The organism is Fictibacillus sp. BK138 (genome assembly GCF_004216955.1).
In the GTDB taxonomy this organism is placed as follows: domain Bacteria; phylum Bacillota; class Bacilli; order Bacillales; family Fictibacillaceae; genus Fictibacillus.
In genome coordinates this window covers 826,100-847,825 of sequence record NZ_SGXL01000001.1, presented here as the reverse complement: position 1 = coordinate 847,825, position 21,726 = coordinate 826,100, and the positions used below count along the sequence as shown (strand labels likewise).

At 39.9% G+C, this 21,726-nt stretch carries 21 protein-coding genes; 8 read left to right on the top strand and 13 right to left on the bottom strand.

The genetic code is table 11. The features are described from left to right. The 3 genes from EV282_RS20415 to EV282_RS04075 form a co-directional block, all read right to left on the bottom strand. Positions 1–216: hypothetical protein (locus EV282_RS20415; protein ID WP_207224280.1), on the bottom strand; the 216-nt coding region annotated here is incomplete at its 3' end. A 120-nt stretch (positions 217–336) separates the two neighbouring features. Continuing rightward, on the bottom strand, positions 337–1,905 hold the full coding sequence (locus tag EV282_RS04080; protein WP_130294005.1) for a flotillin family protein: 1,569 nt from the start codon (positions 1,903–1,905) through the stop codon (positions 337–339). Between the two features lie 15 nt (positions 1,906–1,920). Continuing rightward, positions 1,921–2,454: an NfeD family protein gene (locus EV282_RS04075; RefSeq protein ID WP_130294003.1), complete on the bottom strand. Its 534-nt coding sequence runs from the start codon at positions 2,452–2,454 to the stop codon at positions 1,921–1,923. Positions 2,455–2,682: 228 nt separating this feature from the next. Here EV282_RS04075 and EV282_RS04070 point away from each other — a divergent pair, with 228 nt between their 5' ends. Continuing rightward, positions 2,683–3,363, top strand: coding sequence for a DNA alkylation repair protein (locus EV282_RS04070; protein WP_130294001.1), 681 nt, complete (start codon positions 2,683–2,685; stop codon positions 3,361–3,363). 22 nt (positions 3,364–3,385) lie between these two features. Here the strand turns inward: EV282_RS04070 and EV282_RS04065 are convergent, their stop codons facing one another. Next, positions 3,386–4,150, bottom strand: a complete 765-nt coding sequence (locus EV282_RS04065; protein WP_130293999.1) for an STAS domain-containing protein — start codon at positions 4,148–4,150, stop codon at positions 3,386–3,388. A 227-nt stretch (positions 4,151–4,377) separates the two neighbouring features. Between EV282_RS04065 and EV282_RS04060 the strand changes: the two genes are divergently transcribed. The 4 genes from EV282_RS04060 to EV282_RS20110 all read left to right on the top strand — a co-directional run bounded on the left by EV282_RS04060 (position 4,378) and on the right by EV282_RS20110 (position 7,878). Beyond that, positions 4,378–5,670, top strand: a complete 1,293-nt coding sequence (locus EV282_RS04060; RefSeq protein ID WP_130293997.1) for a homoserine dehydrogenase — start codon at positions 4,378–4,380, stop codon at positions 5,668–5,670. A gap of 1 nt (position 5,671) precedes the next feature. After that, a complete protein-coding gene (gene thrC / locus EV282_RS04055) occupies positions 5,672–6,730 on the top strand; it encodes a threonine synthase (protein ID WP_130293995.1) in 1,059 nt (352 codons plus the stop codon). Beyond that, positions 6,731–7,648, top strand: coding sequence for a homoserine kinase (gene thrB, locus EV282_RS04050; protein WP_130293993.1), 918 nt, complete (start codon positions 6,731–6,733; stop codon positions 7,646–7,648). An 86-nt stretch (positions 7,649–7,734) separates the two neighbouring features. After that, complete coding sequence (locus EV282_RS20110; RefSeq protein ID WP_165389350.1) at positions 7,735–7,878, top strand: hypothetical protein; 144 nt, start codon at positions 7,735–7,737, stop codon at positions 7,876–7,878. A gap of 207 nt (positions 7,879–8,085) precedes the next feature. On the opposite strand, the gene EV282_RS04045 is transcribed toward EV282_RS20110, so the two are convergent. The 4 genes from EV282_RS04045 to EV282_RS04030 all read right to left on the bottom strand — a co-directional run bounded on the left by EV282_RS04045 (position 8,086) and on the right by EV282_RS04030 (position 12,487). Further along, positions 8,086–9,264 (bottom strand): glycosyl hydrolase family 18 protein, encoded by a 1,179-nt coding sequence (locus EV282_RS04045; RefSeq protein ID WP_130293991.1) that lies wholly within the window; start codon positions 9,262–9,264, stop codon positions 8,086–8,088. 57 nt (positions 9,265–9,321) lie between these two features. Continuing rightward, on the bottom strand, positions 9,322–10,104 hold the full coding sequence (locus EV282_RS04040) for a 2-phosphosulfolactate phosphatase (RefSeq protein WP_130293989.1): 783 nt from the start codon (positions 10,102–10,104) through the stop codon (positions 9,322–9,324). Positions 10,105–10,264: 160 nt separating this feature from the next. Then, positions 10,265–11,500 carry an aminopeptidase gene (locus EV282_RS04035; protein ID WP_130293987.1) on the bottom strand — a complete coding sequence of 412 codons (1,236 nt, stop codon included), beginning with the start codon at positions 11,498–11,500 and terminating at the stop codon, positions 10,265–10,267. Between the two features lie 138 nt (positions 11,501–11,638). Continuing rightward, on the bottom strand, positions 11,639–12,487 hold the full coding sequence (locus EV282_RS04030; RefSeq protein WP_226535745.1) for a GAF domain-containing protein: 849 nt from the start codon (positions 12,485–12,487) through the stop codon (positions 11,639–11,641). A gap of 375 nt (positions 12,488–12,862) precedes the next feature. On the opposite strand from EV282_RS04030, the gene EV282_RS04025 reads away from it, so the two are divergent. Together EV282_RS04025 and EV282_RS04020 are read left to right on the top strand one after the other, a co-directional pair. Further along, positions 12,863–15,250, top strand: coding sequence for an immune inhibitor A domain-containing protein (locus EV282_RS04025; protein WP_165389349.1), 2,388 nt, complete (start codon positions 12,863–12,865; stop codon positions 15,248–15,250). An 86-nt stretch (positions 15,251–15,336) separates the two neighbouring features. Further along, positions 15,337–15,669 (top strand): hypothetical protein, encoded by a 333-nt coding sequence (locus EV282_RS04020; protein ID WP_130293985.1) that lies wholly within the window; start codon positions 15,337–15,339, stop codon positions 15,667–15,669. Between the two features lie 227 nt (positions 15,670–15,896). On the opposite strand, the gene EV282_RS04010 is transcribed toward EV282_RS04020, so the two are convergent. From EV282_RS04010 to EV282_RS03990, 5 genes are all read right to left on the bottom strand, one after another. Beyond that, positions 15,897–17,345, bottom strand: a complete 1,449-nt coding sequence (locus tag EV282_RS04010; protein ID WP_130293981.1) for a hypothetical protein — start codon at positions 17,343–17,345, stop codon at positions 15,897–15,899. Positions 17,346–17,411: 66 nt separating this feature from the next. Continuing rightward, a complete protein-coding gene (locus EV282_RS04005; protein ID WP_130293979.1) occupies positions 17,412–18,353 on the bottom strand; it encodes an FTR1 family iron permease in 942 nt (313 codons plus the stop codon). 24 nt (positions 18,354–18,377) lie between these two features. Then, complete coding sequence (locus EV282_RS04000; protein ID WP_130293977.1) at positions 18,378–19,130, bottom strand: hypothetical protein; 753 nt, start codon at positions 19,128–19,130, stop codon at positions 18,378–18,380. Between the two features lie 156 nt (positions 19,131–19,286). Beyond that, the gene (locus EV282_RS03995) at positions 19,287–20,474 is read right to left on the bottom strand and encodes a hypothetical protein (protein ID WP_130293975.1); all 1,188 of its coding nucleotides are present in this window, start codon (positions 20,472–20,474) and stop codon (positions 19,287–19,289) included. Positions 20,475–20,610: 136 nt separating this feature from the next. Beyond that, complete coding sequence (locus EV282_RS03990; protein ID WP_130293973.1) at positions 20,611–21,120, bottom strand: DinB family protein; 510 nt, start codon at positions 21,118–21,120, stop codon at positions 20,611–20,613. 171 nt (positions 21,121–21,291) lie between these two features. Here EV282_RS03990 and EV282_RS03985 point away from each other — a divergent pair, with 171 nt between their 5' ends. Continuing rightward, a complete protein-coding gene (locus EV282_RS03985; RefSeq protein WP_130293971.1) occupies positions 21,292–21,702 on the top strand; it encodes a VOC family protein in 411 nt (136 codons plus the stop codon). Positions 21,703–21,726 lie beyond the last annotated feature (24 nt).

Here is a 21,726-nt window from a genome sequence, read left to right as displayed (position 1 = left end):
TTGGGAACCGCTCGTAAATCTTGGGAACCGCTCGTAAATCTTGGGAACCGCTCGTAAATCTTGGGAACCGCTCGTAAATCTTGGGAACCGCTCGTAAATCTTGGGAACCGCTCGTAAATCTTGGGAACCGCTCGTAAATCTTGGGAACCGCTCGTAAATCTTGGGAACCGCTCGTTCAGCGATCATAAACTCCGCTGAACGAGCATAATTCTCCATGAACGCGCATATATCTCTTCGAACGCGCATATATCCCAACGAGCGCGCATAAAACGTCATATTCAGAAAAAAGCTTACTCTTGATGGGCATTTCCAGCCCCTAGAGTAAGCTTTCTTCTATTATTCTCCTTTAGCAGATGTTACTTCTGCTGCTTTTTCTTTTGTTTTCGCAGCGTTTGGTTCTTTTTTCGCAAAGTCGATGCGTAAGTCGTCAATACTTTGACGAACATTCCCTTTACCAGAGAAGTTTTCTAGTAATTCTTTTACATCAATCCCAGAGGAAGCTTTCAAAGACTCTTGCAATGTTGACATCAAGTTTGTTGCATAGCCCGTGATGCGGTTAGCTCCGCCGTTCTCACCACCGCCTGTATCCACGACAGTAATCTTATCGATATTAGATAGCGGTGCTGCAACTTGCTTCGCGTATTCCGGAAGCATCTTGATCATCATATCCATCATGGCTGCCTGGCCGTATAACTCGAATGCTTCGGCAATCTTTTGTTTCGCTTCTGCTTCTGCAAGACCTTTTAGGCGGATAACTTCAGCTTCAGTTTCCCCTTTAGCACGTTCTGCTTCTGCTCGGGATAGACCGTCGAGTCGAACCTTTTCTGCTTCCGCTTTTGCCATTGCTTCTACACGGTACTTATGTGCATCAGCTTCTGCAACCTGCTTGCGCTTTTCAGCTTCTGCCGATTGTTCAACGGCATATCGGTCTGCATCGGCTTTCTTCTTTACTTCTGAATCATATTGCTTTTCACGGCGCAGAATCTCTTTTTCTTCAAGCTCGATCTGCTTTTGACGCTCAATGATTTTGATCTGCATCTGCTGTTCTGTAACCTGTTGTTTTGCGATAGCTTCTTCTAGGTGATAAGCCTGGTCAGCACGTGCCTTCGCAACATCTTGCTCACGTCTGAATTCAGCTACCTTCAGCTGGTTCATCTTTTCAGCTTCCGCTACTTCTGTCGCGCGTCCTAACTCGGATTGTTTGGCTTCTTTATCTGCTTCTGCTCGTTTGATGCGTGTTTCTTTTTCAGCTTCAGCTGTCGCGATATCTGCATCACGCTTAACTTGTGCAATACGAGGTTTACCCAGTGCATCCAGGTATCCATTCTTATCGCGTACATCTTTGATCGTAAATGAAACGATGATCAATCCCATTTTTGCAAGGTCCTGAGACGCGACACGCTGGACCTCTTGAGAGAATTTTTCACGGTTTTTATAGATTTCTTCAACTGTCATAGATCCGAGGATCGAGCGCAAGTGACCTTCTAGTACTTCACGCGCTTCATTCTCACGGTCTTCTTTTGTTTTCCCTAAGAATTGTTCAGCTGCAGTTGCAATTTCCCCGATCGAGCTTCCGACTTTGATGATCGCTGTTCCATCAGCCATTACAGGAACACCTTGCTCTGTATACACTTCTGGCGTTTGAACATCCAGCTTGCTCGTTAATAAGCTAAGAGGTTTCGCTTGCTGAAAAACCGGCAGGACGAACGTACCGCCTCCACGTACGATCTTGATCCTGTTGCCTGATTCATCAATATTCACGTTTTTGTTTCCTAAGAAGCTTCCTGTTACGATCAATGCTTCATCAGGACTTGCCGTACGGTACTTCGTAATAAAAACACTAATAAGAGCTGCTAGCAGAAAGACTGCAATTCCAACTACAATAAATAATGGCGAAAAACTCATGAAATCCCCTCCAGATTAATGAAAATAAGTTTGTTCTACTTGTTCATAACGCATAACCGAAACAACACCTTTTTGAATATCGATAATTAATATCTTTTCCCCTTGCTGAATCGGTTTGTTATCCATACTTATTGCGGTTTTTGAGATTCTACCGCTAATTCCTTCAATTAATATCTCTCCAAAACCATCAACCGGAACAGACGTAATGACTGTACCTACTCTTCCCTTTAAATCCTCATCCCGATAAGCTAATGACTCTTCCGCCGATCGAATCGGTGTTAAAACAAATACGTTTAAAAGAGTGACAAGCAACAGAGAAAGCAGACAACTGAACACAAGGATGAACCAGCTGTTGATTCCGGTCATGATCTCCAGCAGATAACCTGAAGCGCTGCCGATCGTAAAGAAGGAAAGAATAAGTGCCGGATGCAAGAATTCCATGGCTGCATCAAGCATGTCACCAAAAAGAATATAAACAAACGTGATACATCCAAATACAATGAAACTTCCTAAGTATATGGTTGATAACGGATACCCAAACAGTTCCATGTTCATCTCTCCCTACCCTTTATTAAGTTATTATTTTTAGATAACAAGCCCCCCATGTCGAATTTCTTTAACCATATCAAAAAGGTAAAGAAAAAAATGTAAAATTTTGTCGAAAGTAAGATAAATTCCAATATTGGTTTTATATGTTAATTTACGGATGTCTATTTAAAAAGTTTCAGTTTGTTAACAATTTTTTGTATAATTTTGTTAAAGAGAGGATGGGATCGTATGTACATTGATCGATTAAGAAATGCTCTGAAAAAGATGGAGAATAAAGAAGAAGCTGAAAAAATGAAGCAATATATGCGTGGGCAGTTTGAGTATTTTGGATTGCGAGCACCTGTAATGAAAGATACGTTTAAAAGTTTTATCCAAGAGAATGGTCTCCCTGCTCATAATGATCTTTATTTCTTTTTAAAAGAAGCATGGGCAATGCCTGAACGTGAAATGCAGATGGCCGGTCTATCCATTGCGGATAAATTGAAAAAGGAAATGACACAGCAGGACATTGAATGGATTGAATATATCATCGTAAATAAAAGCTGGTGGGACACAGTTGACCATATTGCAAAACATATAGCAGGGTACTATTTCAGCAAGTTCCCTGAACAAATACACACTGTAACAGAACGATGGATCGCATCTCAAAATATCTGGCTGATGAGGTCAGCAATTCTGTTTCAATTAGGGTATAAGGATAGAACTGATAAAGAACGGCTGGCACACATTATTAAAGAAACCAAATACGAGCAAGACTTCTTTATTCGTAAAGGCATCGGATGGGCATTGCGAGAATACGCAAAAGTAAATCCGGATTGGGTGTGGGATTTCGTACATATAGAGGAATTAAGTCCGCTTTCTTATAAGGAAGCGATCAAAAATATAAAGAAAACAAAGCAGCCGTCATGATTAACGGCTGCTTTGTCCTTATTTAGGATGGTATTCCTACTTTAGAGGCAACATATCGTATCGCATTACGGAACGACACAAAGGTTTTCTGATTTGTATCAATTCCGAGATTCACCATGTTCTTAACCATGTCCTGCTTAAATCCGCAATAAAGGACTTCAGCCCCCATTAGTTCTACCGTCGTTGTCAGTTTCTGAATCTCCTGGCCTAAGTCAGGATCTTCCACCGTCGTAATTCCAGAGAAGTCTATAATGACATACTCAGCATGATAATTTAAACATTCGTTTAACAGTTTTGTCGTTAAGCTTTCCATTCTCTCTAATGTCAGCTCACCGATAAGGGGTACGAGAAGTGTATTTTCCGCAATCGTCGGTAAGATTGGTGTAGATAATTCATTAATGATCGCTTTTGTTTTTTCCTTTTCTTTTTCACGCTCAGTAATGTCTCTCCATGTTAAGATAAACCCTAGTTTTTCTTCTTTAACAATGAATTCCTTTACGACCAGTCTGGCTACAAACTTGTTGAATAAAACAAGCTGCATGTCGATTGGAAAATCACCTTTTTGAAGCATTTCTTCTTGGTAAGAAGGATTTTTATGAAAATGGGCAATCGGAGTACCAATCAATTCTTCTGCTTGATCCAGCCTAAAATAGGTCTTAAGGGATTCAATGAAACCTTTTGCCGCATCATTCATCCAGGCAACCTTATAGTCTAAATCGATAATAAAAATATTTTCTTCTAGACAATTAAGTGTATCAGTAATGGTATCCTCTAAATGGTAGACCATAAAAGCTATCCCCTTCTCTAATTTCCTGTATCTATCATATCCGAGTTCGACAAATTCTTCTATAGAATTCCTCGATATTCTCAAGTTTCCCAACACATTCCATATTAAATGTAAGCGCTATCTTAATCTTTACAAAGATATCTGTTGTAACCTCTCTTCACACCATGTAAAATGTCCCTATCAAACATACAATTGTATTTCTCAGAAAAACATAAGGGGTGGATCAAATGGTAAATCATGTTTCTGTAGGACTTTTAGGATTAGGTACAGTGGGTAGCGGTGTCGTTAGAATGATTGAAGGAAACCGTGAAGAACTTCAGCATCGTGTTGGCTGTCCGGTTTATATTGAAAAGATCTTAGTTCAAAACACAGAAAAAGAACGTCTCGTTGCGATCAAAAATGACTGGCTGACACAGCAGCCGCAAGAAGTATTAGAAAACCCCGATATTCATGTTGTTATTGAAGTAATGGGAGGCATCGAGCTTGCCCGTGAATATATCACGCTTGCTTTGCAGAATAAAAAACATGTGATTACAGCAAATAAGGACCTCATGGCACTTCATGGTGCTGAACTTTTACAAGTTGCACAGCAGAACGGATGCGATCTGTTCTATGAAGCAAGTGTTGCAGGAGGAATCCCTATTATCCGTTCACTTGTCGACGGACTTGCATCTGACCGTATCACAAAAATGATGGGTATCGTGAACGGAACAACAAATTATATCCTTACTAAAATGGATAAACAGCAGCGCAATTATGAAGAAGTTTTAAAAGAAGCACAATCACTAGGCTATGCTGAAGCCGACCCGACTTCCGATGTAGAAGGAATTGATGCGGCAAGGAAGATGGCAATACTTTCAACACTCGGGTTTTCAATGCACATCCACCTTGATGATGTTAAGGTTACGGGTATTTCAAGAGTGACTCAAGAAGATCTCGAATACGCAAGACAATTTGGCTATACACTTAAACTTATCGGAAATGCAAAAAAAGATAACGGAAAAGTGGAGATCAGTGTAGAACCTACTTTGCTGCCTGATTCTCATCCCTTAGCAAGTGTACAGAATGAATATAATGCGGTTTACGTATATGGAGAATCTGTGGGAGAGACGATGTTTTTCGGACCTGGCGCCGGCCAGCTTCCAACAGCTACATCCGTCGTTTCAGATCTAGTAGCTGTAGTCAAAAACATGCGTTTAGGTGTTAATGGCAAAAGCGCGGTTGCTCCACAATTTGATAAACAATTGAAGCAGCCTGAAGAGATCGATGGAAAGTTCTTTTACAGACTGCACATCAAAGATGAAGCTGGCGCGTTTTCAGCGATCACTTCCCTCTTTGCCCTACATGAGATCTCTTTGGAAAAATTAATCCAGAGTCCCGTTGATGAAAAAGGTGTTGCGGAAGTGGTAATCGTTACTCATGGCACGAATAAGCAGCAAGACAACCATGTTTACAATTTGCTGAGAGATTCAGATGTTGTACAGGAAATTAAAAGTCATTACAGAGTGGAGGGTGCCTAACATGAACTGGAATGGGTTGCTGCAGCAATATAAAGAATACTTGCCCGTGAATGACGGCACTCCCCTGCTTTCTTTAAACGAAGGTCATACACCTCTCATCCCTTTAGACCATCTATCAAAGGAATGGGGCATCGAGCTGTACGCGAAATATGAAGGTGCCAATCCAACAGGCTCTTTTAAAGACCGGGGGATGGTTCTTGCAGTTGCAAAAGCGAAAGAAGCAGGCAGCAAAGCGATCATCTGTGCATCTACAGGCAATACTTCAGCCGCTGCTGCGGCATATGGAGCCCGTGCCAGTTTGCGCTGTATTGTCGTGATTCCAGACGGAAAAATTGCTCAAGGTAAGCTCGCACAAGCCAAAATGTACGGAGCTGAAATTTTTGCTATACAAGGTAATTTTGATGAAGCGCTTGAAATGGTAAAGCAGATGAGCGAAGAAGAAGGCTATACACTTGTAAATTCGGTAAATCCATTTCGGTTGGAAGGTCAAAAAACAGCAGCCTTTGAACTTGTAGATTCACTCGGAAAAGCCCCAGACATTCTTGCGATCCCAGTCGGAAACGCCGGTAATATAAGTGCATATTGGAAAGGATTTAAAGAATACGATTCGGTCAAAGCTTCAGGTACGCCAAGAATACATGGCTTTCAAGCTGCAGGTGCTGCGCCCATTGTAAATGGCAGCGCCGTAAAGAATCCAGATACGATCGCAACTGCTATCCGGATCGGCAACCCGGCAAGCTGGCAGCTGGCGACTGCTGCTCTAGATGAGTCAGGCGGTATCATCGACAGTGTAACTGATGAAGAAATTTTAGAAGCATATCAAATGCTTGCTTCAAAAGAAGGTGTGTTTGCAGAACCGGCTTCCTGCAGTACGATCGCAGGATTATATAAACAGCATAAGCAAGGACTCTTGCCAAAAGGAGCTTCTATCGTTGCGGTTTTAACAGGCAATGGATTGAAAGATCCTGACATCGCATTAAAAACTGTTGCACAAGAACCAGTTGTGATCCCCAATGATCTGGATCAGTTACGTCAGCAGCTGAAAGGATGTGTCGTATAAATGAAGCTTGATGCTTATTCCATTCATGTACCTGCCAGCACGGCCAACCTCGGTCCAGGCTTTGACTCTGTAGGGCTCGCACTCAATCGTTACTTATCTGTCCATGTACAACCAGCATCTGAATGGAAAACGGTTTTTTATGGCCAAGAACTGCAATCTTTAAATGGAGAAGAACAGAATTTAATCATTCGAGCCGCTCAATTTACGGCGAAGGCTTATGATAAAGACCTTCCTCCTTGCAGATTGGAAGTTGAGAGCGGGTTCCCTCTTTCAAAGGGCATGGGAAGTTCTGCATCCGCAATCGTGGCAGGGATTGAACTGGCTGATACCCTTTTCGATCTGCAGCTCTCAAAAAAAGAAAAGGCACTTTTGGCGAGTTTGTTGGAAAAACACCCTGACAACGTGATACCTGCTATTTATGGCGGGCTGACCATCAGCTGTTATAATGGAAAAGATGTCGAAACGGTCCATGTTCCTGATGTTGCTGTTGAAATGATTGTCGCCATACCTGATGAGGTTCTTCATACAAAAGAGTCACGAAAGTCATTGCCAAATCTTCTTCCTTTCAATAAAGCGGTTGAAGCGAGCGCCATCAGCAATGTTCTCGTTGCCGCTTTAATTAAAAATGACTGGCAAAAAGCGGCTGATATGATGAATCGCGACCTGTTTCATGAACCGTTCAGGACAAAGAATATTCCTTTTTATTGTGAACTAAAAGAAAAGGCTGTTTCGCTCGGAGCATACGGTGCTGCGATCAGCGGGTCAGGTCCTTCTATCGTATTCTTTACACCTCATCAAAAAGCAGCTTCGATAACAGAAAAACTTTCATATCAGTATCCAGACTACCTTTTCGAAACGGTTTTCCCTGACAGAAAAGGTGCAGTGGTAAATAAGTCTTTATCTGCTGCTGCCTTATAGGACTTACGTTACTTTTCCTTCTGATTGCGTTTGGTTTCATAACAGCGTGGTAAAGGATTATATCAAATCCTTTAGGAGGGATAAAAGTGAAGGAAGAAAAAAATGAAACAGTTAATGAAAGTTTAAAAGAACAGGAAAAGAAGAGGCAGGAAAAAGAACAAGCAAAATATGATCAGACAAAGCGGATTCCGAATGAACAGAATCGGATGATTGATACTCAGAAAAGATGATTAAATCAAAATTCTTTGCTATGTCATATATATATATGACTAAATGTGGATTGATGGACAAATCTCGTGGATTCGAGCCCAATATTTTTGGATTCAGCACCGGAATTTTTGGATTCAAAGCCAAAACTTTTGGATTCCACACTTAAAATAACCTCATCATATAAAAGTGGCTGACTAGTACGTTCTAGTCAGCCACTTTTTCCTTTATTATCTTTTTGCGATCTGGAATTCATCTCGCAGTTGTATCCAGTTTTCAGGGAAAGGCTCACCAAGTACCCAATATGCAAGTCCTCTAAGCTTATATTGTTTTACAAGCTTATTTTTTGCCTCGGCACTTTGTTCATTTTCAAACCACACCACGTGTTCTTTTCCATTATCATCTTTATAATTAAAGAACGGAGCTTGTGCTTCATTATCGTATTTCACTGTGACTTTTTCTTTTAACGCTAGGTCATGTGCTTCTGCTGGAGCTATGCGCTTCGCAAATTTGTTTCCTTTTTTATAAGGAAGTGTCCAGTCATAGCCATAAAGCGGTGCACCCATGATAATTTTTTCAGGAGGGATTACAGAAACTGCATAATCTACAACTTTCTTAACTTGCGGAACAGGTGCTACAGCCATTGGAGGACCACCAGACCAACCCCACTCGTAAGTCATGAGGACTACAAAATCAGCCAGTTCTCCGTGTCGTTTGTAATCATGAGCTCCATGCCAAGGTCCTTTTTGCTCGTCGCTTGTTTTTGGAGCAAGTGCTGTTGAAACCTTGAATCCTTCTTTCTGCACTTGAGGGATGATTGTTTCTAAAAATCCATTGTATAGCTCACGGTCTTTTTCTTTTATATGTTCAAAATCGATATTTAGCGCTTTATAGCCCTTTTGCTTCATCGTGCTGATCACACTGCCAATAAGTGTTTTAGACGCTTGTTTATCAGTAAAAATGTTGTGTGCGATCTCTGGAGAAAAGTTGCCATCTGAAAAGTTCGTTAAAACCATCATAGGCATCGCGCGTGTCTTTTTGATTTCCTTAAGTGCAGCCCAATCCTTGATCGGTTTTAATGTACCGTTTTTGTTGACTTGGTAGCTGAAAAAAGCTATATAAGTTAGGTCATTTTCTGCTTCTTGAACATCTTTAACCGATTGTTTCGCTTCAAGAGGCTCTAAAAAACCAAGTGTTTCAATCCTTGTTTTTCCGTGTTTGGTCTCAGCTTTTGAAGTATCCTGCTGTGTTTTTTTCGGAGAATTGATCTGTTCTAGCCGAGGACTTTCTCTTGTTTCATTGCTCATATTCTTCGGAGCCGCTTCACTCTCTTTCATATCATTAGAGCCTCCGCCGCAGCCGGTAAGTACAATCGTGAACGTCGCAAAGAACGCGACTAATTTTTTCATATATAAACCTCCTCTGTTTTCGTTATTTTTCCATGAGGAGGCCAGTTATATTCTTAATTATTTTAAAAGATAAGATAGTTCAAAGCTGATGAATTTGTTTCCGGATAATACGGGTACAATAGAACTGGCATTCAATTGAAGGCAATAATCTACATCCTTAGCAAAACCGCGTTCTGCTAATTCTCTGCCGCTGCCGCATTTTTTTATTAAATTTGGCAGTTCATGCTTTGATCCTTGAAATGCCTGTTTGCAAACGAAAGCTTCAGGAGATAACAAGCCATTGAGTGAGGAGATAATGGCTCCTGCTCCTAAATAATCTTCAATTCCCGGTCTAAGTTGATTTTCATACGAAGCAGCATTTTCCCAGCGTTCGCCGCAAGCGATGATCGTGATCGGTTTTCCAGACTTTTTTTGCAGATCTAAAGTAGCTTCTGCAACGGCTTGTGCGTTTCGTAAAGATCCCATAAACAGCCCAGGAACTTTTTTAGCTGCTTCTACACACGCAGCACCATTTAAAGAACAAAGTACATACGATTTCCCCCGATCATCTGCCGTGAAAGAGTTCGGTGAGAGTGAATGTTTACCGGTCTTTATTGCCTCTGCTCTCCCGACGACAAGCTCAGCACCGAACTGATCTGCGTAGTTTTTTGCCTTTTCGTTAATGGGTGGAGGAAAAGGATAAATGACCGCATTATTTTCCATAGCAGCTATTACTGTAGAAGAAAAACTCAGTACATCGACGATGATTAGGATTTCCTCTCTTCTTGCTGCTTCCTTCGCTCCTCTTATGCCCCATTCAACCTTAATCTCATATGGCGATTGATCAAAAAATGTATTCATCATATAGCCTCCTTCATTTCTTGTTATAAAAGCATAACGAGAAAATCAAAAAAGAAATAGACTGTTTTTCTAAAATTTGGTATCCTGTTGATTGAGGTCTGTCTAGCCCATTCAGAAGATATCCAAAAAAAAGACTCCAGTCATTGGAGTCTTTTCGTGTTTAGATAGCCCAGTTTCCGTTTTTGAATAGCGGAATGCGTTTGCCATCTTCATATTCTGCTTCAATTTCAAGGTCAGCAGAACCAATCATAAAATCGGTATGGCCGCGGCTGTGGTTAATTTCTCTTTCTTCCATCTGTTCAGGTGTAAGATTTCCTGCATCCTTGACAGACATCGTGATCGAAGTACCGATTGCCAAGTGACAAGAAGCGTTTTCATCATATAGTGTATTGTTAAAAATGATGCCCGAGTTTGAGATTGGCGAGTCGTAAGGCACTAGAGCCACCTCTCCTAAATACCCCATACCGTCATCGATGCTAAGCAGCTGTTTCAGTGTGTCGTATCCCTCTTCAGCTGTAAATTCTACTACCTTTCCATCTTTAAACGTTAAGCTGAAATTATCGATAAGGTTCCCCATCGCAGATAAAGGCTTAGAACTTGATACTTTTCCATTTACACCATATTTTCTAGGCGTAGTGAATACTTCTTCTGTTGGAAGGTTTGGAATGTAGTAAGTTCCAAAAGTGGAATTGTGTCCGCCACCAATCCATGTATGATCAGGATGCAAATCAATACTTAGGTCTGTTCCCTCTGATTTATAATGAAGAGTTTTAAATCTCTGCTCGTTTAAATAATCCACTTTTTCTGAAAGTGTTTTAACATGCTCTTCCCATGCCGCAACTGGATCTTCTTGATCTACACGAACCGTTTTGAAAATCGCTTCCCATAAAGCATCAACTGCTTCATCTTCACTTTTTTCAGGGAAAACAGATTTTGCCCAACCTGCTGTAGGTGCACCAGCAATCGCCCAGTGCATATCCCCTCTAAGCTGGCCAGCTGAAAAGGCCTGCAGCTTTTCGCCTCTATTCTTTTGGACGAACATCATGCGCTCTGAAGGAACACCTTTATAAGCGTTCGGGTCATTTCCTGTTACCATCAAGAAACAATCGTGATTTTCTACCAGATCGTTATATTTATCGATTTCCCAAGATTGCAGGTCATCTTTGAGCACTTCTTCCTTCGCACTCGTATAATGAATTCGGTTGATCTGAGTATCAACCCAGTCCACCATCACTCTTTTACACCCGTTCTCATACGCATGTTTTGTTACTTTACGCGTAAATTCTGCAGCCTCGATTGGAGAACTGATTAATAACTTTTGTCCCTCTTGCATGCTTAATCCAACTTTTACAACAAGTTCAGCATATTGATCTAATTTTTCCTCAAATGACTTCATTCAAATTCCCCTCCAGTGAGTTCAAATAAAAACGACTGATAAGTTTATAATATACATTATAGAGTAAAAAGAAAATTTAGACTAATTAAAACTAAAAAAAGAGCCACTTTTTTTAACCTGGCTCTTCTTTTTACAATTCTATGATTTTTTGTTCAATACAAAACCAATGTGAGAGAGCGCATTCTCTAAGTTACTCGTAATGACGATATCTTGAAAATCCACTTCTACTTCCATCGTTCTTATAGCCAGATCAGGTCTGAACCCTGTAAGAATGGGTGTTACACCAATTAGTTTTAAAAGCTTTACGATATTAAGAAGATAGCTGCTAACCGAGTTATTTATCTGGCTGATTCCAGATAGATCGATGATCATGTACTCTAAGTCTAAGTCCATGCTGCTGTTTAATGTATTTTGAATGATGATATCAGCTCGGTATTCGCTTATATGTCCAATGATCGGTAAAATGGCTATTCCCTTTGTAAGAGGAACAATTGGCACTGATAAATCTTTAATTTCTTTGTTGGCTTTGTCCAGCTCTAATACATAGGTTAAGAGTGAGGACATCGTTTGGAAGAGTTCTACATGCTGTTCGGTAAATTCAAAACGATTTGTATCCAGCCCGCATATTGTCCCGTAATTTTCCCCATCTTCGTAATATATGGGAATCGCTATAAAACTCCCGCTTCCTAGACTAGCGGTAACACTAAGCTGCTTAGTCCGCTCATTCTCCAAAATATCTTCAATAAGCAGGATTTCCTTGCCTTGATCTACACTAATTTTACAAAAGGTCTCATGAAATGGAAGAGTGGATCCCTCTTCCAATAACGTTTGTTCTTTGTTGATGACCTTTTTAATCTCGTTCACTTTTTGATCGTTCTTAGCTATGAACAATGTGTTGATATTAATCAGCTTACTCATAAAAGTAAGAATATTTTCCGTTGCTTCCTCAAAATTCTTCACTGATTTAGGGTGAATAGAAATTGACAATGTGTTGACCGACCTTTCATGAATAAGTTCTATTTATATGTTTTAAAACCCTACCCAACTATTTTCCCTACTATTTAAAAATGAAACATTCTCGCAATCTTGTTTTTAAAAAATTATTTTTGTTTCATCCAAGTAATCCTAAAGACCTATCATAAAATAGCATTAAAATCGGTTATTATATATTTTTCCCCAATTTTCGACTACTGCAAAATAGTTCTAATAATAGTAAATATTCCCCATTACAGACAGGAAACAAGGGATATATCTCCTATTCTAGAATTCGACATGACGTGGTAACATTTTGAATATGCGGAATTATTCGACAATAGTCATTGTTGATTTCCAGCCGTGAAACTACTTCTAGGGGGGATTTTAGTGAAAAAGGGAAAATGGGTTTCAGCTGCCCTTGCAGCGATATTAAGCTGCAGCACTTTTGCGAGCGTTAGCGCCGCACCTGTCAATGTTCTGTCAGATGTCAAGGCATCGTCAGTCGAGGAAAAGAGTCATAAACACACCGGTGGTCCATTCGATTTAGCAGTGGCCAACGATGAAAGATTAATAGAAATGCTTAAGAAGAACGGACAGATCTCAAAGAATGCAAGTGAAGCACAGGCACAAGCGAAGCTTCAGCAGTTCTTAAAGAACAAACAAGAGCATGCTGAATCTCTTCCAAAAGGAGAGCTTGAAGACGAGCATGCTAAAAAGGATGAAAAAGGACATAAGAAGCATAAAAAAGATGGATTAAAGCATGGCAAGAAAGGTAAAGGCAAAGATGTCAAGCCCGTTGAAGAAGAAAAATGGACAGGCGGCCAGCGTGTTGATAACGTATTGGTACTACTTGTAGAGTATCCAGACTTTAAAGCGAAAGATATTGCACCTGAAGAGACAGATATGCATTATGATGATTACTTAAAAGAACACTATGAAGATATGATTTTCGGTGAAGATGGATATGAAGGTCCAAATGGTGAAGACCTAATCTCTGTAAAAGAGTATTATGAACAGCAATCTGGTGGCAGCTATTCGATCACAGGTAAAGTTGGCGGCTGGTACCAAGCACAACATCCTGCAGCTTACTATGGAGGAAACGTTCCTGATCCAGACGGAAGTGACGCTAAGCCGCGTGATCTGGTTAAAGAAGCATTAACTGCAGCTGCTAATGATCCAGAGATCGATTTAAGTGAGTTTGACCAAGAAGACCGTTATGACTTGGACGGTGATGGAGATCTTCGTGAACCAGATGGATTAGTCGATCACTTAATGATCGTTCACTCCAGTGTTGGTGAAGAAGCTGGCGGAGGTTCTTTAGGTGGAGATGCCGTTTGGAGTCACCGATGGAATCTTGGCGGAATCTTTTCTATTCCAGGATCTCCAACTCCAGAAGTGGACTACTGGGGTGAAGAGACAATGTATGCTTACGATTATACGATCGAACCTGCTGACGGTGCTGCTGGGGTATTTGCACATGAATACGGCCACGACTTAGGTCTTCCAGATGAGTATGACACTCAATACTCCGGAACTGGTGAGCCTGTTGCATACTGGTCGATCATGTCTAGCGGAAGCTGGGCTGGGGATATTCCTGGTACAGAACCAACTGGATTCAGTGCATGGTCGAAAGAATTTTTACAATCCAGCATGGCAGAATCCAATTGGTTAACAGGCGAAACTTTTAACCTAAATGATTTAAGCCCTAAAGGCACAGAAGTTTTACTAGACCAAGCCAATACAAAAGGAACTAATGATGATGCTGTCCGTGTAGACCTTCCTCAAAAAGAAACGGTTGTAAATACACCATTCAGCGGAGAGTATGAGTATCATAGCGGCAGCGGAAATAACCTAGATAACGACATGGTAACATCGCTTGATTTAACAAATGCAACATCTGCTGAGCTTTCATTTAAAACTTGGTATGATATTGAAACAGATTGGGATTATGCATCTGTTCAAGTGAAAGAAGAAGGTTCTGAAGAATGGGTTGCAATTCCTGGTAACTTAACAACAGATACAGACCCTCATGAACAAAATCCAGGACATGGTATCACTGGTGAATCTGATGGATGGGTTGACGGAACTTTTGATCTTTCTGCTTTTGCAGGTAAGAACATCGAAGTTAAACTTAACTATTGGACGGATGTTGCAGCGGTTCATCCTGGATTCTATGTAGATGAAGTAAGTGTTACAGTTGACGGCGCTCAAACTCTTTTTGATGACGCTGAAGGTGAGCCTGCGTTTACTTTAGATGGATTTAAGAAAGACCAAGGTAAATTCTACTCTGAACACTATTATCTATTAGAGTGGAGAAACCATGAAGGCGTTGACGAAGGCTTAGCACATATCCGCCGTGGTGACAGCTTGATGAAATACGATGGCGGTTTAGTAGTTTGGTATGTGGATAACAGCTACAGCGATAACTGGACAGGTATCCATCCTGGTGAAGGATTCTTAGGAGTCGTAGATGCGAATCAAGAAACTCTAAAATGGAGTGACAATTCTGTTGCATCTACTCGTTACCAAGTTCATGATGCAGCGTTCAGCAAGAAAAAGAGCGACAAAATGTTCCTTGATTATCGTGAGTTGCTAGGATTGACACTAACAGATAAAAACGTTAGTCCAAACCCTAAATTCAATGATAAAGAAGACTACAGCAACGCTGGCATGCCAGATGCTGGACGTAACGTACCAACATACGGACTTCAGTTTGAAGTTGTAGGAACAAGCAAGGACGATTCAGTTGCTAAGATCAAGTTATCACGCAGATAAATTATACATTCACAAAACCCAATTGCTCCCATGCAATTGGGTTTTGTGTCATAATAATAATAAACAAGCGTAAAGGAGTGGGTTCTATGAAACAATGGCTGACACTATTAGTAGTTGTTTTATTCACAGTTGCATTTACAGCTTGTTCGAACACAGAAGACTCTAAAAGTGAGCAACCTGGTGAAAAAAACCCAACAACTGAGGCGGTTAATATGATAGCTAACGATGAAAAGATTATAGAGATGCTTAAGAAAAAAGGAGAGATACCTGAAGATGCTTCACAAGAGGAGATCGAAAAAGCTCTTCAAAAATACTTAAAAGGAAAAGCGTCTGGACCTGGCAGTTTAAAGGACGAAAAGGAAAAGCAGAAATATATTAATAAGCTGAAAGAAGATATTCAAAAGAACATTAAGGAATAAAAGGACAAATCCAAACTGGATTTGTCCTTTCCAATCTTTGTTGCTATTGGATGTGGTTGATTTCCGCTCCAGGATGCTCGCTTTCCGGGGGGCGTGCGGTGAGCCTCCTCTGCGCTTTGCGCCGATAGGAGTCTCACCTGTCCCGCTGATCCCCCAGGAGTCTCGCACCTTGCGCTCCAATCAACTTTCAACGATGCACTTTACAAAACAATCCGACAAAAAGAACCTTATTTATCTATCCACCGATACAATGTAATTTCATCATAAACCGGATCAAAGAGTTCATTTGATCTGAACGTTTTAACTTCCTCAAGATGATCTGAAACATCTATCCCCTGTTCCTTAAACCCTTCAATCAGATGATTCGTGACATATATCTTCTTATTTTTATTGTATTTCTTGTCCTGTAAAAATAGATCGTACGTGTAAAACCGCTTATGTTCAAAAGGAACATCCAAGTACTGAAAGACTCGGGTTTCTTCCCAAGTGTATACAACGATCTCTTCATCTTGTTGTGTGAGATAGTTTGCTGTCTGGTAAACTGCCGGATTTTTCTCCGCCTGTTCTTTAAGAATCGGAATACCTATGACGAGCTGCATAACAGTAAGACCCATACATGCCCACTTTAAAAGTGTATGTTTTCCAATAATGTACACGAGCCACAAAAACAGGAGCATAAGTGTGATGGGGTAAGAATGTCTTGGTTTTTCTATATTTTGTGCAAACAGATTCCATAAAAAATACATCAATAAAAGTGTCAGCATCACATAGTGTTTCTTCAGGAAATTCCCGGCTGCGTCTGTTTTATTTTTCAGCAAAGCGATAATTGAAATCCCCGCAAAAACTAAAAGAATAATGAATGACTTCGCAAACATTCCTACGTAAATAATATTATTTATGACAAGCTCGTAAAGCCTTGTGAAGAACGGTTCATGTGTATCAACTACGGTTCCTCCCCATGATGTGAAATGACCCGTAACGAAAGCCAAGGAGAGTTTAATAAACCCGTTCAGGCTCCCTTCAGTCATGATGAGAGCAACTACCCAAATCATCTGAAATAAAACAGCTAAGAATATAAATAAAATCAAACGTATTGAATCTTTGTTTCTTTTATAATCAAACCACCATAAGTATAAGAGACCAAATCCAAATGGAAGATACGAAAGCCTGATTCCCATCAAGATCGAAAATAGGAATAGAGGCAAAAGCTGATAACGAATCTTATTATTGTGCAGCCCTATGTTTAAGCTCCATAGGAACCACCATAAAACCCCAATTGCAGAACCTTCAGACATCGGCTGGCTGACAAGTATCATGAAATAAACACTAGACTGCAGAGCAAGTGTAACGATAAGAGCAGAGACCCCATCAACATACTTTCTTGCTAATAAATACATCGGTATCGCAGCCGAAACCGCTATAATTCCATTGAAAACGGAAAGCGACAACGAGGGATTCTCTATAAATAAATGAACGATCATCCCTCCAAAAATGAAAATGGGATAGCCGGGAAAATGCGGCTGCATGGCTAAGAGATCATACCGATCCAGAGCTAACACGAAATCCACCTGATCCCACGTACTCGGAAAAGTGACACTAAACATAAACCGAATGACGAAGGTAAAGACAATTAATAGAATTATTATTACAGATAATAGCTTGGTTGTTTTGAGCATTGTCTATCCCTTCCTCCGACTTTCTTCCAATGTAAAGAAAAAGCACAAGGCATCCGCCTTGTACTTTTATTCATTAGCTGAAGCGACTGTTTGCTTCCACGTTTGTTTTTGATTTTGTTTCGGCTTTTCTACTTTTTCTATCTTACGCGCTGGCTTCTTCATAAAGATCAGCATGTAGATGACAGCGAAATAGCCTAGATAAACTAGAACTTCCTCAATAGACGGCATTGAAGAATAGCCTAAGAATGCTTTCAGGAAGATTCCGATGTCTCCTGAGAGAAGCGGTGCTACTCCATGATCGCGCAGATAATGAGCATAATCGATTGGATGCTCCGGCAGGAACCAAGTTATATCATATAGGTGTGGAACGACACTTCCTAAGATTTTTAAATCTTGCATCATCGATACACCTTGAACCATTAAACCAGCTGCGATAAGAACGATGAACGCACCAGTCGTTCTAAAGAATGCTTTGAGTGAAATGCGCATCGTTCCTTTAAAGAACAAGTAGCTTACTACAGAGGCTGCAAGCAATCCGGAAATTGCTCCCCATCCTGTTAATGCAGCTCCGATGTTTCCACCAGTAATCGCTGCAAAGAAGAATACTGTCTCGACACCCTCTCTCATAACGACAAGGAAAGAGTGAATAATCATTCCGATTATACTTCCCGTTGAGATATATTTGCTGATTTTACCTTCAACATTCGATTTAATATTCTTGCTGTGTTCTGCCATCCAGAACACCATCTGCGTTAATAAAAGTGAAGAGATAAAGATGATCGAGATCTTTAAGTACATTTCAGTTCCCATAGCTGAGAAGCCTGTGAAAACAACCTGAAACAATAAAGCTACCAGATAACTTGCTGCAACGGCCATTCCGGCTCCGAGCCAGACAAACTTAACAAATTTTTTATTATCCGTACGTTTTAAATATGTCGTGATGATTCCTACTATTAGTAATGCTTCCAACACTTCACGAAACGTAATAAGAAAAGCTTGTAATTGCACGTCGTTCCCTCCCCTATACCTTATCTATCTTCTCTTTCTAATAACGTAGATGACGACTCCAGCAATAATCGCAATAATAACGATAAGCGGCAGCCAGTTTTTTATGTTTGAAAGATCGGTCCATTCTGTTTTTTCAGAAGTAGTGCTTTCTTCTTCTTGACCCACGTTGAAATGACCAAGTTCAAAATTCTCTGTTTCAAATTCTTTTTGCAGATCATCGATAATGATCTTTTTACTCTGTTTAAAAGCTTCTTTGTCTGCTTCTTTTTTACCGACACCAAAAAGTCCCGGATTCCCTAAAGCTTCTAATGCTTTATCGAACTCTGCTTTAATCTGTTTATCCATTTCAGGGTCTTTTTCAGATACAACAGGCGATAACGCTTGGTATGTAGCGTGCCCTTTTGCAAGCAAACGTTTACTTGTTTCATAGTCTTCAAAATTCTTATCTACGCCAGATAAACGGCGGTCAATATTCAGTGCTAATATTTTCTGCATATTTTCAATCAATCCTTCTTTTTCTTCCTTCTCAAGGTTTTCCTTGATCAGTTTAGAAGGTTCTGGACCCATATGCTGGTCAATTTCTTCTTTAACAGTGTCATAGATTTTTTCAGTCTCAGAGAAGTTAGGAGGGTTTTTATCAAGCTGAACCACCATCTTCTTGTAAGCTTCAGCGATCTTTTCTTCATTCGGATCCCCGTAAGAATAGGCGTTAGCTGTGTTATGTAACGAAAAGAATGTTAACAGTGTTAGTGTCATTATGGCTATGATCTTCTTCATTATTATAAATTCCTCCTTACCCATTGATAATGATAATGATTATCAGTGTCGTTGTCAATACGAACTTCGCATTAATGTTTAATCTTGACTTAAAATACACAAAACATTCATAAAAAAAGAACCTTGTCCTATGAGGACAAGGTTCGATCGTTAAACTTACTTTGCTTGTTCTATTGCTTTATTTAGAGTTTCTTCAAGTTGAGGCATGATTTTTTCTGCCTCTTCTTTATTATTTGCTTTCGCTGCTTCTAAGTAACTTTGAGCTGTGGCAGCTAACTCTGTTGTTTCTTTTTCACCAAGAATCTCATTTAGATCACTTTCAATCATGTTGATAAACAATGCACCTTCGATAGCAGTGATAGAACCTTTCTCTTTACCGAAGTTCTCCATACTTTCTTCATATTCATGAAGTGCAATTTTCGCAAAACCGCGGACAAAAGCTTTGTTAACCGCTTCAGGATCTACTGATTTCACATCAGTTTCAAGATCAAATTGTTTTAAAATAACGTCAGCTTCTTCTGGAGCATTCTTTTTCAAGTATGGATAAACAGATTGATAGAATGCCCATCCTTCAGCTTGTTCCACTTTTGCTTTTTCTGCATCAGTTTTCGCAGCTTCAGCTAGCTTTGTCGCATAACCATGAGGTTTCGCTCCAGCAGCTAAATAGAATGTCTTCATTAACGTCTTATCTACAACTTGCTTGCCGAGACCAAATGCAAGCTTATCTTCTTTTTCAATAGCAGCTTTCATTTCACTGAAACCGCCAGCGATCGCATCTTCCATTTTTGTACCGTATGCAGCATCACGCTTTTGCACTGTCCCTTGTACAGCCATATAAAAAGCTTGAGCTTCCTCATATTCTTCCATTACTTCTTCTTTGTCGCCCCAATGCTCATCAATTTCAGCGAACTCATGGCGCATCGTTTGGAAAAATTCCTTTTGCATCAGTTTATCAAACAATTGTTTAACAACAACAGCGTCCATCTCTTTGTTCTTACCTGCTGCTAATGCAGTTGTAATCGCAGGATCAATCTGCTCATCAAACTCCGCATCACGCTGTTTTACAAGTTCCTGAAGCTGTTCTTCATATATTTTTGTTACTTTATCAAAATCTACTTCTTTGCCTTCTTTTGCTTTTTCAAGTTCAGCAACTGCATCTTTGTAAGCTTGAACAGATGCCTCTGGAGAAGCAGCTTCTTTTTCAGCTGATTCGTTCTCCACTTTTTCTTCTGTTTGCTCTTTCTTTTGTGTTTCTTCTTTATTGGTATCTGCAGAATTTGAACACCCTGCAAAAATTAGTGCTGTTGAAAGTGATAATGCTAAAGCAGTCCATTTAACTGACATTTTGTATATCCCCCTATGATATGTAATGATAATCATTTTCATTTGCCAAAGCAATTATAATAGAGAACGATTCTCATTGTCAATGGAAGATTTAAAAATAAAAATAGAGACCCTCCTAGTGGTCTCTACTTCCTTTTTATTGGTGCTGCAGCGAGTATAAATAAAAAATGTAATCAATTGACGCGCCTTTGTGTCCCAGCTGGTTTAATATAGCTGAGATATGTCCGCGATGATAGGTTCCATGATTAACAACATGCTGGATAAGATCAGCATAATTAGAATGAAGGGTTCCAAAATGAGGATGATGAATCGTTGTTTGTGAGGTTATATCCTCTTGATTTTGAATAAAAGACTCGTATTTTCTGCTCAATTCTTTAAATTTTATTTCCATTTCGTCTAGACTTGCACCCTGTAAATCATCAGTAATCTGCCCGAGTGTCGCTACAATATCATGAAAATCTTCCCCGTTCATAGCCTTAAGCCAGACATAATCAACTTGATACATATGTACAAGCACTGCTGAAACCGATGGAAATACACTCTTGGTTTCCTTACGATAGATTTCTGAGGGAAGGGTCTTTAAATGCTCGAACACCTTTTTATTTGCCCATCCATTAAACTGATACAGTTGTACCGTTTTATCCATTTTCACGACCTCCATTTTTTCCAAAAATATTATCCACTTATAAGTTCTATAACTATTATTCATTTCCTTTCTAAAATAGAGAATTGTCGAACAAATGTTCTTGTTTTGGATTGGTAGTTATAGTAAGATAAACATGAAATAAAAGAATAGATCACAAGAGGAGTGTTTCTGGTGAAAAATCAAGCTGTTCCTTATTTATCATTTAACGGCAATGCAAAAGACGCTTTGAATTTTTACAAAGACGTTTTCAATGGAGAAATCACAGAAATTCAAACATTTGGAGAAGCTGACTTTCCTACTCCTCCGGAGGCAGATAACCGTGTTATGCATGCAAAATTCAAAAAAGGAAATCTTTTCTTGATGGTCTCTGATAGCTTTCCGGGCCATGAAATTACAGAAGGAAATAACATTTCACTTGTTCTAGAGGCTGAGAGTGAAGAAGAAATTGAAAATCTTTATGATAATTTAAGCCAAAACGGATCAGTATTAATGGAGCTCCAAGATACCTTCTGGGGTGCAAAGTATGGCAAAGTGAAAGACCCCTTTGGGATTTCATGGGATCTGAATTATCAAAAAGCATAAGAAAACATAAAAAAGCGTACACCA